Source organism: Kineosporia rhizophila, assembly GCF_021277265.1.
Taxonomy (GTDB): Bacteria; Actinomycetota; Actinomycetes; order Actinomycetales; family Kineosporiaceae; genus Kineosporia; species Kineosporia rhizophila.
The window spans coordinates 173,850-189,683 of sequence record NZ_JAJSOH010000003.1 but is presented as its reverse complement, the minus strand read 5'-3'; the positions used below and the strand labels follow the sequence as shown (position 1 = coordinate 189,683).

Below are 15,834 nucleotides of genomic sequence, written 5' to 3'. Positions count from 1 at the left end.
CCCGGCCCCTGAACGCCCGAAAGGAACCACCGTCATGACTGCTCAGACCACCGACACCACCTCCGAGATCTCGGACGGGCGCTTCCACGAACTCCTCGGCCCCGAGGCCTTCCCGGCCTTCGAGGACGCCGGGGAGATGACCGCCACCTGGGGCCGGCGCTGGGGCGCGAAGGACGAGGTGGGCAAGCTGCGCTCGGTGCTGATGCGCCGGCCCAGCACCGGCCTGGCCGACGTGCGCGCCGACGCCTACGACGCCGACATGGACGCCTTCGTCGACCCGGACCGGCGCTGGTACTGGACCGGCTCCGAGCTGCCCGACCTGGAGCGGGTGGCCGCCGAGTACGAGCAGTTCGTGCAGGTGCTGCGCGGGCAGGGGGTCGAGGTGCACTTCGCCCCCGACATGCCGCGCAGCTACACCAAGTCCATCTACACCCGCGACCCGCTGATCACCGTGCCCGGTGGCGCGGTGATCGGCCGCCTGGCCGCCCGGGTGCGGCGCGGCGAGGAACCCTCGATCGCCGCCACCGTGGCCGCCGCCGGGATGCCGATCTTCGGCACGATCACCGGCTCCGGCCTGGTCGAGGGCGGCACGTTCGTGAAGGTCCGCCCGGACACCGCGTTCTTCGGCACCTCGGTGCGCTGCAACGTGGAGGGCTACCGCCAGCTCGCGCACATCCTGGCCGACCGCGGCATCACCCTGCACCGGGTCTCGCTGCCGGGCTACCTGATCCACCTGGACATGTGCTCGTCTATGATCGACGACGACCTGGCTCTGGTGAACCCCCGCCTGGCGCCCTACGACTACATGTCCGCCCTGAAGGAGCTCGGGGTCGAGCTCGCTCTGGTCGACCCGCGCGAGGAATGGGCCAGCAACCTGCTGGTGCTCGACCGGCGCAAGGTGGTCATGCCCGACCACCTGCCGCGCACGGCCGAGATGCTGGCCGACCAGCACGGCGTGGAGGTGATCACGGTGCCCTACCGCGAGATCCTCAAGAACGGCGGCGGGCTGCACTGCTCGACCATGGAACTGCAGCGGGACTGGGTGTGAGCACGATGAACTTCCTGGACGACTTCAACCAGATGTCCACCTTCGGCGCCACTCCCGGCGGCGGGGTCGACCGCCAGGCCGCCACCGCCGAGGACGCCCAGACCCGGGCCTGGTTCACCCAGTGGCTGCAGGGCAACGGTTTCGAGGTGTTCACCGACGAGATCGGGAACATCTTCGGCCTCTACACCTTCACCCCCGACGCGCCCTACGTGCTGATGGGCTCGCACCTGGACAGTCAGCCCCTGGCCGGCAAGTACGACGGCGCCTACGGGGTGCTCAGCGCCGCCCACGCCGCCCTGCGCGTGGTGCAGAACCACCAGGCCGCCGGCACCACCCCGGCCTACAACGTGGCCGTGGTGGACTGGTTCAACGAGGAGGGCTCGCGCTTCAAGCCCAGCATGATGGGCAGCGCCGTGTTCACCGGGGTGCTGCCCTTGGAGAAGGCCCTGGCCACCACCGACCGCAACGGCGTCACAGTGGCCCAGGCGCTCGACCTGATCGGCGGGCGGGGCGAGGCCCGGCGCTTCCCGATCGCCGCCTACGCCGAGATCCACATCGAGCAAGGCAAGATCCTCGAAGAACTCGGCAAGACCATCGGCGTGGTCGAAGGCACCTGGTGCGCCTACAAGTACGAGATCCTGATCAGCGGCGAACAGGCCCACACCGGCTCCACCCGGATGGCCGACCGGCGCGACGCCCTGCTCGCGGCCGCCCTGTTCATCGTGGCCGTGCGGGAACTGTGCGACGGTTTCGAGGTCGAGCAACTGCACACCTCCGTCGCCGAACTCGACGTGCTGCCCAACTCCCCCGTCGCCATCGCCCGGGAGGTCCAGCTCCTGGCCGATCTACGGGCCCCCGAGAGCTCCGTCCTGCACGTGGCGTTCGAGCGGCTGACCGAGCAGATCAAGGCGATCGAGGCGCGCACCGGCTGCACCGTCGAGATCGTCGGGAAGTCGATCTGGGAGAGCGGACCGTTCGCCGGTGAGGCCATCGCCCTGACCGAGCGCGCCGCCGAGGCCACCGGCCACACCCACCACCGCCTGGTCACCCTGGCCGGGCACGACGCCACGAACATGAAGAACATCGTGCCCACCGTGCTGGTCTTCGTGCCCTCGGTCGACGGCCTCTCGCACAACGAGCACGAGTACACGATCGACGCAGACCTGCTCGCCGGCCTCGACGTGTTCAGCCACATCGCAGGTGAACTGGCCGAGGGAGCGCTGGACGGGGTCTCGGGATGAGACCCCTGGCCCTGCTGACCGACGTCTCCGACCTCGACCCCCGCCCCGCCGTCGATCTGCTCACCCAGGCCGGTTTCGACGTCGAGGTTCTCGAACTCGACGTCAACCCGGCCGTGCCGGAATCGGCCCGGCGAGCGGTGGCCGCCGTCGGCGGCTACGCCCACCTCGGCGAGGAGTTCTTCGCCCAGGTGCCCGACCTGAAGTTCGTGGCCCTGACCTCGGCCGGGGCCGACATGGTCGACCTGCAGGCGGCCGAGCGTCACGGCGTGCAGATCCAGCCCCTGTTCGGCGCCGCCACCGAAGAGGTCGCGGCGCACGCCCTGGCCCTGGTGCTGGCCGTGGAGCGTGGGCTGAGGGTCACCGAGCAGGTCGCCGCCGGCGCCTGGTCCGAGGCCTACCAGCACATGCCCCGGCGCCTTTCCTCCTGCACCGTGGGCGTTCTGGGCCTGGGCCGGATCGGCGCCGAGTTCGCCCGCCTCGCCCAGCCCCTGTTCGGCCGCGTGATCGGCTACGACCCCTACGTCCCGGCCCCCGACGGCGTGCTCCCCGTCAGCTTCGACGAACTGATCTCGGCCAGCGACGTGCTCTCCGTGCACATGCCCCTGTCCGACGAAACCCGCGCGCTACTCGGGCCTGTCCAGCTCAGGGAGATGCCGCCCGGGGCGAGCCTGATCAACGTCTCCCGCGCCGAGATCATCGACCAGCAGGCCCTTCTGGCCGCCCTCGACGAGGGCCGGCTACGGGGCGCCGGGCTCGATGTCCTCACCGGCGAGCCACCTGCTCTCGACGACCCCCTGCGCAACCATCCCCGCACCGTGGTCACCCCGCACGTCGGCTACCTGTCGCAGGGCTCGCTCACGGTGTACCAGGAGCAGCCGGCCCGCACGATCGTCCATTGGTGGAATTCCCGCCCCTGAATCCAGCCTGACATCCGACCAGACAAACTGTATGCGTATCGCATACAGTTCTGTTCATGCAGACCGACCTCCGAGCCGCCGTCGAAGAGTGGCACACAAGCGTCAACAGCGCTGACCCAGAGCGGTCCGCGCAGGCCGTGGGCGATCCGATCGTGGTCCTCGGGCCCAAGGGGGCCGGCTCGATCACGCCCGCCCAGTTCTCCGAGTGGGTGCAGCGTTCCGGCATCCAGCTCCTTCCCCGCTCGTGGCATCCGGTGAACGATCGGCTGATCGTCGTCGAGGAGGATGCCACCTGGCCGCAGAGCACGGCCGAGACCAGGGTGGCCACGGTGTTCCGCGTCTCCGGCACCAAGGTGACGGCCGCCCTGCGCCTCCCCGACCTCGAATCCGCTCTCGAACTGGCCCAGGTGTGCCGCGAGATGGCGGCCTCCGAATGACCGGCCCCGGCCCCGGGCAGACCCTGTTCGGCTTCGTCCGGCACTGGTCGCGCCGCTCCGCGCAGGCAGAGTCCGTCGCCGAGCAGGGGCGTCTGGTACTGGTCAGCGAGGCCGTCCATTCCCTGGCCGAGCGCGGTCAGCCGGCCACGGTCAACGCCGTCGCGTACGAGATCGGCATCGATCAGAGCGGGGCCTCCCGGCTCGTGCGGAACGCCGAGTCGGCGGGGTATCTGCGGCTGAGCCCCGCGGCCGGAGACGGCCGGCGTCGCGAAGCGTCACTCACGGCGGCCGGCCTGTCCCTGCTCGACCAGGCCCACCATTGGCAGGAAGAGATTTTCGCCCAGCTCACGGCCGGATGGAGCGAGCAGAAGCGCAACGACTTCCAGCAGGCCATGACCGAACTGGTAAAGCGCTCGCACACACTGGGGGTCTGAGCCCAGGATGCGACTTCTGCCCGCTGCCGGGAAGATGCCGGACATGTCGCGTTTTCCGGTACAGATCGCCGGCGTTGATCTGGAGATCGAGTCCCGCGGCTGGCGTCGGCCGCGGCTGCTGCGCGGGGGCGAAGAGGTGCCCCGCGACCGCTGGGAGAACTACGTGGTCACCGACGACCAGGGGCGCGAACACCGACCGGAACTGGGCTACAACCAGCTGCACATGAGTCCGGTGCTCTACGACAGCGATCAGCACACTGCCACTTTGGTGGCGCCTCTGCCCAAATCGACTCTCGCCCTGCTGCTCGTGACACTAGTGCTGAGCGTGCTGCTCGGCGGCGCGCTGGGGCTCATCCTGGTGTCGGTCACCCAGCGGTTCACGGTGAACCTGTGGCGGCAGGCCGATCGTGCGGCTGGACGCGTGGCTCTGTTGGCACTGGCCTGGCTGGTCCTGATCGGGCTCGCGGCCCTGCAGGTCGTGCGGTTGCTGACCTAGGTGTAGTAGGGAACCGCGCCGGAACTGGTTCCGGGCAGGATGTTCTCGTCGGCCGTCATGGCCCGGTCCCACACTCTCAGAAAGGGTTGCAGCGCCGGAGCCTCGGGGCTGAGACCGGTGATGTGCACGTCGGGCACCACCAGGGCGACCACGGCTCCCAGGGCGGCGATCACCGGATCTGCGGCCGAGTTCCAGAGGCCGCCATGCAGTTCCTTGGGGACGATGGTGACCACGTCTGCCTGCACGTGGCAGTTTGCGCCCAGTCGGGTCAGGTTGGCTGCGACCTGCTCGACCCGGGTCGCTTCGGCGAGGCCGGTGAACTGCGATGGGCTGTCGGCCAGCGCGGCCAGCACCAGGGCGACGCCCGCCAGGCCCGGGGCGCCGGCAAGGTCGTACGAAATGCCTTCCAGATGGCCGGAGGTGGAGCGGCTGGTGCAGGTCAGTCCCTCGGCCGAGCGCACCACGTAGGTGCCGAACGAGGCCAGCAGGTCACGCAGGACGGGGGCGGCCGGGTCGTCGGCAAGGGCGGACCAGTTGCGCAGCACGACGGTGCCGGTGGTGACGGCGGCGCCGGCCATGAAGACGGCGGCGTCCTGCACCGTGGGCGCCTCGACGACCTCGACCGGGACCACGTCGAGGCGGGCCCGCAGAGGCACTTTCGCCGCCGGGGCGGGCCAGATCAGCTCGGTCACGGGGTTGCTCCTGTCGGGGGTGCGTAGATTTCTTTCACGACGTCGAGGTGGGTCCAGCTGTGCAGCGAGCGCACGCCGGGCAGGGCCCGCAGCTGGGCCAGGGAGTCGGACGCGGCGCGTAGCGAGGCGCAGGTCAGGGTGCCCACGAAGTCGGCCGAGCCGAGGGTGGTGGCCAGGTAGGAGACACCGGGCAGCGCCTTGAGCACGTCGACGGGAACGGTGGGAGCGCTCAGCCGGTAGCCGACCTGCACGGTGCCCGGGCCCGGGCGGCGGCGCACTCCCACGCTGAGGGCCCCGGTCTCGATCAGGCGCAGCACGCGGCTGCGGGTGGAGGCGGTGGTGAGGCCGACCTGCTCGCCCATCGCGGCGAACGAGCGGCGCCCGTCGGCCTGCAGTTCGGTGACCAGGGCGCGGTCGATCTCGTCGAGGGGCTGGGCGACGGTGGGGCGGGGCAGGTCGAGGTTGGCGTCGCGGACGATGTCGAGGTACTCGTCGAGGTCGGCCGCCACCACCCCGGGCAGGTTCGCGACCTCGGACATCACACCGGCCAGGGTCTGCCGGTCGGCCACCCGGATCTCGGCCGACAGGGTGTGCCCGCCGGCCACGTGCGAGACGAAGGGCACTTCCTCCCGGTCGCACAGAGCCTGCAGCGCGTGCTCCAGCGGGCCGTCGACCCGCAGCCGCAGATGGGCGCAGGTGTGCAGGCCGAGCACGGAAGGATGGACCACCGCGCGCACGGCGATGCCGTCTTCGGCCAGCGCGGTCATGGCCCGGCGGATGAGCACACTGGTGTGGCCCAGCGAGCGGGACAGTGCCTCCACGGACATCCGGCCGTCGGCGGCCAGCGCTGCGGCCACCGCCTCCTTGACCTGGTCGGTCGTTGCCGTCGTCACCGAGAACCCTCCATAGGTGTGCATCTCACGCCCAGCATGTTTCGAGCAGCATAGTTGTTTGTTACAAACGTCGTCAGGCTCAACTTTTGCTTGCCATCGGAGCAAAGTCGAACGTAAATATGTGGCCATGAGCTTCGACGGCAAAACTTCTCCACAGCCCGGGCTGACTTTCGTGCAGTCGCTGTGGGCGATGGAGGACCTGCCCTGGCGCAGTGAGCGGCCGTGGACCCTGGACGAGCAACTGGCCCGGCTGGTCGAGGCCGGTTACGGCGGCTTCGCGGTCGACCTCGGCGCCTCGCAGGCTCCCACCGCCGCCGACCTGGCCGCCGCGGCTCAGGGCACCGGTCTCACCGCCACGGTGATGGCCTTCGTCCCCGACGAGGGTGTGCTCACCGACGCCCTGAAGTACGCCGCCACGATCGGCGCCCAGGACCTGGTGCTGTGCGCCCAGCACTACACCCTCGATCTGGACAAGGCGGCCGCTCTGGCCACCCGCTGGCACGGTATCGCCGCCCGTGAGGGGGTGCGCCTGGAGCTCGAGACGCATCGCAACACCATGACCAACGACCTGCGATTCACCGCCGCCCTGGCCCAGCGCCTGCCCGAAGACCTCGAGCTGGCCATCGACCTGTCGCACTACGTGGTCGGCGCCGAGATCCCCTCGACGCCCACCGCCGAGATCGAGGGCCACGTCGCCGCTCTGCTGCAGAGAGCCGGATCAACTCAAGGACGGGTGGCCTCACGGTGCCAGGTCCAGTTGCCTTTGCATCATCCCGCCAGTCAGCCCTGGATCGAGCTGGCCCAGCGCTGGTGGAAGGACGCCTTCGTGCAGATCCTGCGCCGGCGGGCACTTTCGGGTTCCAACCGCGACGTGGTGTTCCTGACCGAGCTCGGCACTGCGCCCTATGCGATCACCGACGCCGAAGGCGTCCAGGTCAGCGACCGCTGGGCCGAGGCGGCGCTGCTGCGGGAATGGGCCACCGAGGCCTTCACCCAAGCCACCACCGAAGCCCAGGCCGTCTGACCAACGCGCCCACCAACGTCCTCAAGTTCTAGGAGTGCCCGAAATGACCGCCGAACCGACCTACTCGACCACCAAGACCGGCAACACCATTGTCGACGGCCCGCTTTCGGAAGAGACGTACGGCCAGTCGATCCTGCCCGCCGCCGCCTACACCGATCCCGCCGAGTTCGCCCGCGAGCAGAAGCTCATCTTCAGCGCCGAATGGGTCTGGGCCGGATACGCGCACTGGATCGCCAACGAGGGCGACGTGCACCCGGTCGAGGTGGCCGGCAAGCCGCTGCTGATGGTGCGCGACGGCGAGGGCTCGGTCAACGTCTTCCACAACTCCTGCCGGCACCGCGGCATGGTGGTCACCCAGGAACCGATCGAGGTGACCCAGCGGATCCAGTGCGCCTACCACTGCTGGTCCTACAATCTCGACGGATCACTCGCCGCAGCGCCCTATTTCAACCGAGAGCGGCGCGGCGCCCCCTCCCCCGAGGCCCGGCAGAAGCTCGGCCTGCTGCCGGTGCCCAGCGCCGTCTGGGCAGGCATGATCTTCGTGAACCTGAGCCCCGACCCCACCCCGTTCGAGGACGTGATCGGCCCGCTCGCCGAGCGCTGGTCGCACATCGACTTCAGCCGGCTGCACCTGGCCGAGGAACGGGTCTTCGACCTCGAGGTGAACTGGAAGCTGGCGGTCGAGAACTTCCTCGACTTCTACCACCTGCCCTTTGTGCACCCCCAGGTCGGCCCGGTCGCCGCCTCGCTGGACGTGGACGACGTGGTGATCGACCGCCAGGTCATCGTGGGCGGCCGTTACCCCCGCGGCGCGGTCGGCAAGGCCAAGAAGTCCGAGGAAGCGCTGCCTTTCATCGGCGACGTGCCCGCCGGCAAGGTCGAGTCGCAGGACATCTTCTGCGTCTTCCCCAACGCCCTGGTGTTCCTGGAGGCCGACTGGTTCCAGGTGATCGCGCTGGCCCCGGCCGCGGTCGACCGCACGGTCGAGCACATGGCGGTGTTCGTCGACCAGGGAGCCGCCGAGCCGCGCTTCGCCGAGTCCCTGAAGAGCCTGTGCGACGTGCTGTTCCACGTCAACGAGCAGGACATCCCGTTCCTGTACAAGCTCCAGGCCGGACGGGCCTCGGACGGCGCGAACCACACCACCCTGCTGCCCTCGTGGGACCAGATCACCGCCATGTTCCAGGCCGCGGTCGCTCAGCGGATGGGATACGGAGCATGACCCTGGTGTCGGTCGAGGCGCCCGCCCGGCGCCCCCTGGAGCGGTTCGACGCCGTGGTGGTGGCTCACCAGAAGCTCACCGAAGACGTCGTTCTGGTGAGCGTGCGCAGTACCGATGAAGGACGGGGGTTGCCGGCCTGGGAGCCCGGCGACCACGCAGACCTGGAGCTGGCTCCCGGGCTCGTGCGCCAGTACTCGCTGTGCGGAAAGCCCGGCGAAGAAAGCGTTTGGACGTTCGCGGTGCTGTTGCGCACCGACGGCACCGGCGGATCGCGGCACGTTCACGAACAGCTCGCGATCGGCCACGAGGTACGGGTCGCCGGGCCCAAGCCGATGTTCCCCCTGGAGGAGGCCGAGCATCATCTGCTGCTGGCCGGGGGCATCGGGGTCACGCCGGTCCTGACCATGGCCGAGCACCTGGCCGCGGCCGGAAAGCCCTTCTCGCTGGTCTATCTGGGCCGCTCCCGCGAGCGCATGCCGTTCCTGGACCGGGTCGCGGCGCTGGGCGAGGCGGCACTGATCGTGGATCGCTCGCAGGCCACCGATTTCACGCTGGCCCAGGCCCTGGCCCAGGCTCCGGACAGCGCCCTGGTGTACGCCTGCGGGCCGAGCCGGATGATGGACGAGCTGGCCGGGCTGGTCACGGACGGCCGTCTGCGGTTCGAGTCGTTCGACCCCTCGACGGCTGCCCCTGCTGAGGCTGGTTCACCGGACGGAGCTTTCGAGGTGCAGTTCGGCCACGGCGGCCCGGTCCGCGAGGTCCCGGCGGGCACCCCCATGCTGGACGTACTGCTCGAAGCCGGTGCCGATATCCTGTGGTCGTGCCGCGAAGGCACCTGCGCCAGCTGCGAAACTCCCCTGCTGGAGGGCGAGGCCGACCACCGCGACCAGATCCTCCTGCCGGAGGAGAGGGAGGCTCAGGACTGCGTCTTCCCCTGCGTCTCGCGCGCCCTCTGCGGGCGCCTCGTGCTCGACCTGCCCGCCCCCGACGAGAGCTGAACCATGCCCATCGCATCGCGCGCCCTGGTCTTCGACGACCGCACCGGCGAACCGCCCCAGGTCGTCGACACCCAGGTGGCCGAGCCCGGCCCGGGGTTGATCCGGGTCCGGATGACCGCGGCCGGCGTCTGCCACTCCGACCTGCACACCGTGAACGGCGACTGGCCGATGGGCCGCCGTCTGGTGCTCGGCCACGAGGGCGCCGGTGTGGTCGACCAAGTGGGCCCCGGGGTGGAGGACCTGGCCCCGGGCGACGCGGTGGCCCTGAACTGGTACGTCGCCTGCACCGCGTGCCCGGCCTGCACCCAGGACCGGCCCTGGCTGTGCACCGGCTCCCCGGCCCTGGACAACCAGCTCCCCGACGGCAGCACCGCAGTCTCCTCGGCCGACGGCGAGGTCTGGCCCTTCCTCGGAGTCGGGGCCTTCTCCGAGTACATTGTCGTGCCCCAGGCTGCCGCTGTGCGCCTGCCCGACACGGTTCCCGCCGACGTCGCCGCCCTGATCGGCTGCTCGATCACCACCGGCTACGGCGCCGTGCGCCTGACCGTGTCCGTGGCCAAGGGCGACGCCGTGGTGGTGAGCGGCTGCGGCGGGGTGGGCCAGGCCATCATCGCCACCGCCGCCGAGGCCGGCGCCCACCCGATCATCGCGGTGGACCGCTCGCCCGCCCGCCTCGAGGCCGCCCGCGACCTGGGAGCCACCCACACCGTGCTCGCCGACGGCAGCGAGGTCGAGCAGGCCCTGGCCATCGTCCCCGACGGCGCCGCCTACGCCTTCGACGCCATCGGTGCCCCGGCCGTGGCCGCCCAGACCCCGCGCTACCTCGGCGCCGGCGGCACAGCCGTGCTGGTCGGCATGCCCGCGATCGCCGCCACCGCCGCCATCGACACCTGGGACGTGGTCACCCGCGGCCTGACCGTTGTCGGCTGCAACTACGGATCCGCCGTCCCCGCCCGCGACTTCCCCCTCATCGCCGAGGCCTACCTGGCCGGCCGGCTGCCCCTGGACAAGCTGGTCGGCGACGTGGTCGACCTCGACGGCGCCGCCACCGCCATCACCGACCTGGCCAACGCCACCGGAGGCCGCTCGATCGTCCGCTTCGGCCCTCCACCCACCGGAGTATCCGCACGAACCCCTACCAGGTGACCGATCCCGCGACCGGCGCGGTGCGGGAGACCTTCCCGAGCGTTTCGCCGGACTCTAGGCCGACTGCGCTGCGCGGCGTTCCTCATCGGTGCGGAACGCCGGGAGTCGCCGGGTCAGAGCCGGGATCATGACCGCGGCGGGGACGAGGTGAAGCGCAACCAGAGCGACGACGGTGGCGGCATCGGCCCCGGAGACGAACGGCGGCACGAGCGAGACCGCGGTCAGCGCCGTCGTGGTGAGCCCGAATCGCTCGGCCGGGCGGGCGCTCCAACGGCCGAAGGCCAGGGCCAGGACGACGCCCACGAGGCAGAAGAAGCCGGTCACCACGGCGAACCCGGACAGCGGAATGGCCTCGCCGCCGTCGGGGATCCGGAAATCGACCCCGGCGGCCCGGGCCGACGCGGCGGCCAGACAGTTGAGCACTACCGCAACGGCCGTGGCCGTCAGGCCGGTGCCGGTCAGACCCCTGGTGGTCGACGCGGAACCGGCCACCATGCCGATCATTTCGTTCCTCCGTCACCCGGGACGAGCTGTTCCGTGCCGTCGGCGGGCAGGCGATCCGGCAGCCCGAGCCGGGGGAACTGGTCGTTGTGGAAGGTGAAGATCTCGCTGATCGCACCACCCGAGATGCGCAGGACGTCAATGGTCAGCGGCAGGTAGGCGTTCTGCCGGGGCTGCCAGAGGTAGGCGGCGACGGCGGGCTGACGGTTGACGAACGTGGGCACTGTGCGCAGGCGGCCCATACTTTCGAACCCCTCCTCCACCCAGTTGCCGATCACCACGTCCCGCCCCACATACACACCCGGCGTGGGCGGCATGGAGAAACGGACGTCCTCACGCAGCATCGCCGCGATCGCACCGACGTCCTTGGACACGCTGGCGTCTGTGAAACGACGCACCAACTCACGCGTTCCGGCATCCGGCTCACCTCCGGCCCAGTCCTGCCGCTCGGCGGGCAGGTGCTCACGCATACCGGCACGGGCGCGCTGCAGTGCGCTGTTGACGGAGTTGACCGAGTCCCCCAGCAGATCGGCAACCTCCTTCGCGGGCCAGCCGAGCACGTCACGCAGGATCAGTACCGCCCGCGGGCGTGGGGCCAGGTGCTGGACGGCGACCAGGTAGGCCAGCTCGATCGTCTCCCGCGCAACCACCACGCTCTCCGGTTCGTCGGCCTCCTCGGCGCGCACATCGTCCAGAAGCTGGTCCGGGTAGGGCTGCAACCAGAGCACCTCGCCGCCGGTGGCGGGCTCCGGACGGCGCCGGGCCAGCAGGTCCAGGCAGGCATTGGTGGCGATCCGGTACAGCCACGCCCGGAACGTCGAGCGCCCCTCGAAGGTCTCCCGGCGCCGCCAGGCCCGCAAGAACGTCTCCTGCACCGTGTCCTCGGCGTCCTCGAACGACCCGAGTATCCGGTAGCAGTGCACGTGCAGTTCGCGCCGGTGACGCTGCGCCAGCCCGGAGAAGGCCGGCTCGTCCATCGCGCCCAGGTTCTCCATGTCCAGCGCCCCCGACCTGGTGTCCACACCCATCGCGTCATCCTTCCGCCTCGTTGGCTTCCGATGTAGGTGTGACGGGTACGGACGCCAGAAGTCATCACCGGGTCCACCTCGGCAAATAGGTTCTTTTCGGACAAAAGCCTGCGCAAGGCGCCTCTGGCGAGCTACAACTTTCCACCATGCGAAGCATCAGAACCTCGGCAGCCCTGGCCACCGTGTTCACCGCCGCCACCGTCACCGGCCTCGCCGCGGCTCCGGCCAACGCCGCCGAGACCTGCTCCATCACCGGCGCGCCCACCACGGTCGTGGTGGGACTGGAGAAGAACGAGTTCGACCTCAGCCCCACCACGAACTGCCCCGAAGGCTCCTCCGTCGAGTTCACCTACCGGGCCGAGTGGCCCGCAGGCGTGCCCTCCGCCGTCCAGTCGCCCGGCTACTTCGTGACCACCTTCCTCAACGGCCACCCCAAGGCCTGGCACAGCGACGGCGACTACCCGTTCGACATCGTCCCGGCCGCCGGCAACGTCCTGGCCGGGCAGACCATGCCGGCCGGCTACACGGCTTTCGTCGACGCCGACAAGGACGACTTCAAGGACGCGGCCGAGACCACCTTCACCCACGACACCACGCTGACCGTCCTGCGGGCCACCCGGATCACCGAGTTCACCCAGAACGACGAGGGTTTCAGCGCCACCGTGCAGCGAGCCGACTGGGAGACCCGGTCGTGGCGGAACATCGAGGCCTGGTCCCTGTTCGACCTGCAGTTCCGGGCAGATGGCACGAACGAGTGGACGACCGTGCGCGAGCGCGTTGGCGGCTACGGCCCTTGGGGCCCCACCTCCTCGGAACCCGGTGACTACCGGGTGAAGTACCGCGGCGACGTGGTGAGCGGCGTTTCCTACAGCGAACCGCTGCACGTGGGCTGATCCGCCCGCCTCCGGAGGCCGGCGGCGGGGCGCCGACCTCCACCAGCCGATCAGGCCGGCCGTCTTGAACTCGGACGCCACTTGGCCTCTGCGCGGACTGTATGCGACCTTACGAGCTGCACCTCGACCCGATCCGCACCTACGCCTTCACCCAGTAAAGTTCGTGTCCGATCGAATCGAATCCCGTCGAAGAAGCACGATGCAGGCAACCGACGCTGAGGTACTGGACGGTCACGCGTCCAAATCGCTCCACGGCCTTGTGTCCGTGGCTGCGCAACTTGGTCATTCACACGGCACCACAGGAATTCCTGCCCTCGAAGCGTTTCTGACGCGGACCGGGCCCGGCACCGAGCATCTGAGGTGTGCAGCCCTGGTGTCCCTGGGCCGTCGATGCGGGGCCGGATCCAGCCAGGTTCTCTGGCGAGCCTTCACCGACAATCGCGGTGCCGTGCGAGAGTACGCGGCCGACGCATTGCTGGAAGTAGCGGATGACCGTATTTGGGACGATGTGTGCGTCTGGTACGAACAGTGGCTGGCAAAGCCCAAGAGCCGACGACGTCCCATCCCGCCCGCGATGCCACTGTCCTATCTCGTGATTCACGCAGCCGGTCACGCTGAGCGTCGGGACGCCCTGGTCGCCCTCATCCGACGGAACTGGTCTCGTCTACTGCCGTTCGAGCAGCAGTGGATCCGCGGCCAGGCCCCCGATGCCGGGCCTGACGGGCCACCGGGGGAAGCGGTTCGACTGCCCGGCAGGAACGATCTGCCGCTCACCGCGAGCGACCTGCATTCGTGAGGTTCGGGCCGGTTGACCTGGCCCCAGGACCCGAGACTTCACGGCGGGCGAGTTCGCGAATCTCACTGGCCTGAGCCCGAAGGCCCTGAAGCTGTAACGCGAACTCGCATCCTGCTGCCTGCCTTCGTCGAGCCCGGACTTCTATCTGGATGTGGCCGAGCAGGTTTCCCGGTCCGGCCTTCTGGCACCGTCCAGGCTGGACTCGGTCAGAGGTCAGCAGCGATGAAGTGCGCCCGCCGCCCCTGCGCTGCGCCTCGTCTCACGATCCCCTCGTTCTCCATCCGGGTGAGCATGTTCAGCGCCCCCTGAGTGGTGAGCCCGGTAATCCCGGCCAGCTCACCGCTCGAAATTCTCCCCGCGGCAGCTACATACGTGCGCACCAGGTGCTCTGCCGCCCGCTGACCCGGCCGGTACCAGCCCATCAGGCCCCGTCGCTGAGCCTGCTCCAGCGACCGGGCATCTGCCGTGGCCCGCCGGATGATGCCGGGAGCCGGGAGCCAGGGACCTGCAGAGGTGGAACGGATCAGCGGCTCGTCGTCCACGCTGCAGGTCGCGAGGACGTCCAGCGTCTGCTCCGCCTCGTCCAGGGGAACCTGCAGCAGCGCCGCGAACGCGGCAGCGGTCAGGAATCCGTCACGCAACATCACGTACAGGCCCAGGGCAACCCGAAGGTCCCGCTGGCGCTCGGTGGGTGTGACCGCCCCGATCGAGGCGATCACGGCCGGCAACGGCTGGCCGCCCACCAGACGCGTACGCACCTGTGGACCTGGCTCTTGCCGGATGGTCGGTGGACGATGGCCGAGAGAGACCATCTCCCGGTACATCCGGTCCACGCCGATCCCCTGGCGTTCCACCAACCCCATGGCCCGGGCCAGGTCCGCCAGTGCAGGATTGCGTGAATATCTTGCTGATAGAACGGATTCGCTCGTCACCCCGCCCGCGAATCCCCCTGGGGAAACCACGTCGAGGCTGGCGTCGGCCGCAACCCAGGTCAGGTGTACGGGTTCGAGGGGCAGCCAGTCGCGGTGGACGATCGCGTTGAGCAGCGCTTCGCGCACGGCCGGCCAAGGAATCCGGCGCACCGGTTCCAGTTGCAGACCTGACTGCAGGACGACGGAGCTGTCGAGAACGTCCAGGCGGGCCTCGATCTCGCCGAGCTGCTCGACCAGGCTCAGCCCGGACAGGTCCGGGGGCCCGGAGATCACGTCCCCGCCGACCACGTCGAGGACGGCCAGTTCGAGGACCGTTCTCGGGGCGGGGCAGAACATGTGCACCCCGGCCGCGGTCAGCCGGCCGCTGGGGAGTAGAACGCCGAGGCGCGAGAGGTACTCGCGATCGCTGTGATCGTTCAGGTCGCTCTTGGCGGTCCCGCGCAGCAGACGCTTCGCGGCCGACATGGCTCCCGGAGTGATGTCGGCCAGGGTCTTGGACGTCTCGGCAGCCAGAGGATCACTGCCCTGCCGCCTCAGACGTTCTGCCCACCACTCCGACCGGTCGATCGGGGCGCAGCCGGCACCCACTCTCCACCGCAGTTGATCCTTGGTGTTCTCCACGGGTTCGCGCGATTCGGCCACCATGATGACCAGGAGGCGGGTGCCGTCCGGCAGGAAGCGCTCCTCGATCGCCGGTGCCAGGTCGACCCGTTCGTGGATCCGGTGCCGAAGCCAGTCCCGTTCCGAAGCTGCCCCGATCGCCCGCCCGTCGTCCGCGACTCCGACGATCAGTGCTCCGCCACCTGGCGTGTTCGCCAGGCAGGCCGCCTCGTCGGCCAGTTGCGAAGCAACTGCGTCACTCCGGGGCTGACCGGGCAGGATCACCCCACCGCGGGCGCGGCGCCCGGCCTCTTCCTTGAAGTCAACACCTTCGACTTCGGCTGCGTCAGCGGTCGCCCCCGTGAGCAGCAGCGCCAGTGCCTTGTCCACCGCTGCCGCGAGCTTGCGCCGGTCTTCCCAGACCTCTCCGCCAGGCTGAACAGCCAAGTCATGCTCCTCGCCGGTTGTGGACTTGGGGTTTTCTGAATAGTAAACCCCAAGTCAACGCCACGCGCAGTCTTCGGCTTGGTCAATCG

General features: G+C 69.6%; 17 protein-coding genes. 12 read left to right on the top strand and 5 right to left on the bottom strand.

Annotated features, from left to right (window positions below; genetic code table 11):
• The first annotated feature begins 34 nt into the window (after positions 1–34).
• Genes LWF15_RS07535 through LWF15_RS07510 form a run of 6 tightly spaced genes read left to right on the top strand, consistent with a single transcriptional unit; the run spans position 35 to position 4,573 of the window.
• Positions 35–1,048 (top strand): dimethylarginine dimethylaminohydrolase family protein, encoded by a 1,014-nt coding sequence (locus tag LWF15_RS07535; protein ID WP_232809664.1) that lies wholly within the window; start codon positions 35–37, stop codon positions 1,046–1,048.
• Positions 1,049–1,053: 5 nt separating this feature from the next.
• Positions 1,054–2,289 carry a M20 family metallo-hydrolase gene (locus LWF15_RS07530; RefSeq protein ID WP_232809870.1) on the top strand — a complete coding sequence of 412 codons (1,236 nt, stop codon included), beginning with the start codon at positions 1,054–1,056 and terminating at the stop codon, positions 2,287–2,289.
• Positions 2,286–3,206: an NAD(P)-dependent oxidoreductase gene (locus tag LWF15_RS07525; protein WP_232809663.1), complete on the top strand. Its 921-nt coding sequence runs from the start codon at positions 2,286–2,288 to the stop codon at positions 3,204–3,206. Before LWF15_RS07530 ends, LWF15_RS07525 begins: the two co-directional genes overlap by 4 nt.
• 56 nt (positions 3,207–3,262) lie before the next feature.
• The gene (locus tag LWF15_RS07520) at positions 3,263–3,643 is read left to right on the top strand and encodes a hypothetical protein (protein WP_232809662.1); all 381 of its coding nucleotides are present in this window, start codon (positions 3,263–3,265) and stop codon (positions 3,641–3,643) included.
• Positions 3,640–4,077 carry a MarR family winged helix-turn-helix transcriptional regulator gene (locus LWF15_RS07515; protein ID WP_232809661.1) on the top strand — a complete coding sequence of 146 codons (438 nt, stop codon included), beginning with the start codon at positions 3,640–3,642 and terminating at the stop codon, positions 4,075–4,077. Before LWF15_RS07520 ends, LWF15_RS07515 begins: the two co-directional genes overlap by 4 nt.
• Positions 4,078–4,120: 43 nt before the next feature.
• Entirely contained in the window at positions 4,121–4,573 is a 453-nt protein-coding gene (locus LWF15_RS07510; protein ID WP_232809660.1) for a hypothetical protein, read from the top strand.
• On the opposite strand, the gene LWF15_RS07505 is transcribed toward LWF15_RS07510, so the two are convergent.
• Complete coding sequence (locus LWF15_RS07505) at positions 4,570–5,265, bottom strand: 3-phosphoshikimate 1-carboxyvinyltransferase (protein WP_232809659.1); 696 nt, start codon at positions 5,263–5,265, stop codon at positions 4,570–4,572. The two genes, LWF15_RS07510 and LWF15_RS07505, sit on opposite strands and share 4 nt — an antisense overlap.
• Positions 5,262–6,158 (bottom strand): Lrp/AsnC family transcriptional regulator, encoded by an 897-nt coding sequence (locus LWF15_RS37360; protein ID WP_232809658.1) that lies wholly within the window; start codon positions 6,156–6,158, stop codon positions 5,262–5,264. Before LWF15_RS37360 ends, LWF15_RS07505 begins: the two co-directional genes overlap by 4 nt.
• 127 nt (positions 6,159–6,285) lie before the next feature.
• Here LWF15_RS37360 and LWF15_RS07495 point away from each other — a divergent pair, with 127 nt between their 5' ends.
• Genes LWF15_RS07495 through LWF15_RS07480 form a run of 4 tightly spaced genes read left to right on the top strand, consistent with a single transcriptional unit; the run spans position 6,286 to position 10,548 of the window.
• Positions 6,286–7,182: an apurinic/apyrimidinic endonuclease family protein gene (locus LWF15_RS07495; RefSeq protein ID WP_232809657.1), complete on the top strand. Its 897-nt coding sequence runs from the start codon at positions 6,286–6,288 to the stop codon at positions 7,180–7,182.
• A gap of 43 nt (positions 7,183–7,225) precedes the next feature.
• Positions 7,226–8,404: an aromatic ring-hydroxylating oxygenase subunit alpha gene (locus LWF15_RS07490; RefSeq protein WP_232809656.1), complete on the top strand. Its 1,179-nt coding sequence runs from the start codon at positions 7,226–7,228 to the stop codon at positions 8,402–8,404.
• Entirely contained in the window at positions 8,401–9,402 is a 1,002-nt protein-coding gene (locus LWF15_RS07485) for a PDR/VanB family oxidoreductase (RefSeq protein WP_232809655.1), read from the top strand. Before LWF15_RS07490 ends, LWF15_RS07485 begins: the two co-directional genes overlap by 4 nt.
• A gap of 3 nt (positions 9,403–9,405) precedes the next feature.
• The gene (locus LWF15_RS07480; RefSeq protein WP_232809654.1) at positions 9,406–10,548 is read left to right on the top strand and encodes an alcohol dehydrogenase catalytic domain-containing protein; all 1,143 of its coding nucleotides are present in this window, start codon (positions 9,406–9,408) and stop codon (positions 10,546–10,548) included.
• A gap of 54 nt (positions 10,549–10,602) precedes the next feature.
• Here the strand turns inward: LWF15_RS07480 and LWF15_RS07475 are convergent, their stop codons facing one another.
• Both LWF15_RS07475 and LWF15_RS07470 read right to left on the bottom strand, forming a co-directional pair.
• On the bottom strand, positions 10,603–11,052 hold the full coding sequence (locus LWF15_RS07475; protein WP_232809653.1) for a DUF6069 family protein: 450 nt from the start codon (positions 11,050–11,052) through the stop codon (positions 10,603–10,605).
• Entirely contained in the window at positions 11,049–12,077 is a 1,029-nt protein-coding gene (locus LWF15_RS07470) for an RNA polymerase subunit sigma-70 (protein WP_232809652.1), read from the bottom strand. Before LWF15_RS07470 ends, LWF15_RS07475 begins: the two co-directional genes overlap by 4 nt.
• Positions 12,078–12,223: 146 nt before the next feature.
• Here LWF15_RS07470 and LWF15_RS07465 point away from each other — a divergent pair, with 146 nt between their 5' ends.
• Positions 12,224–12,970: a hypothetical protein gene (locus LWF15_RS07465; RefSeq protein WP_232809651.1), complete on the top strand. Its 747-nt coding sequence runs from the start codon at positions 12,224–12,226 to the stop codon at positions 12,968–12,970.
• 199 nt (positions 12,971–13,169) lie between these two features.
• Positions 13,170–13,766: a hypothetical protein gene (locus LWF15_RS07460; RefSeq protein ID WP_232809650.1), complete on the top strand. Its 597-nt coding sequence runs from the start codon at positions 13,170–13,172 to the stop codon at positions 13,764–13,766.
• Positions 13,767–13,972: 206 nt separating this feature from the next.
• Here the strand turns inward: LWF15_RS07460 and LWF15_RS07455 are convergent, their stop codons facing one another.
• Entirely contained in the window at positions 13,973–15,745 is a 1,773-nt protein-coding gene (locus tag LWF15_RS07455) for a DUF5635 domain-containing protein (RefSeq protein WP_232809649.1), read from the bottom strand.
• Positions 15,746–15,834: the final 89 nt, after the last annotated feature.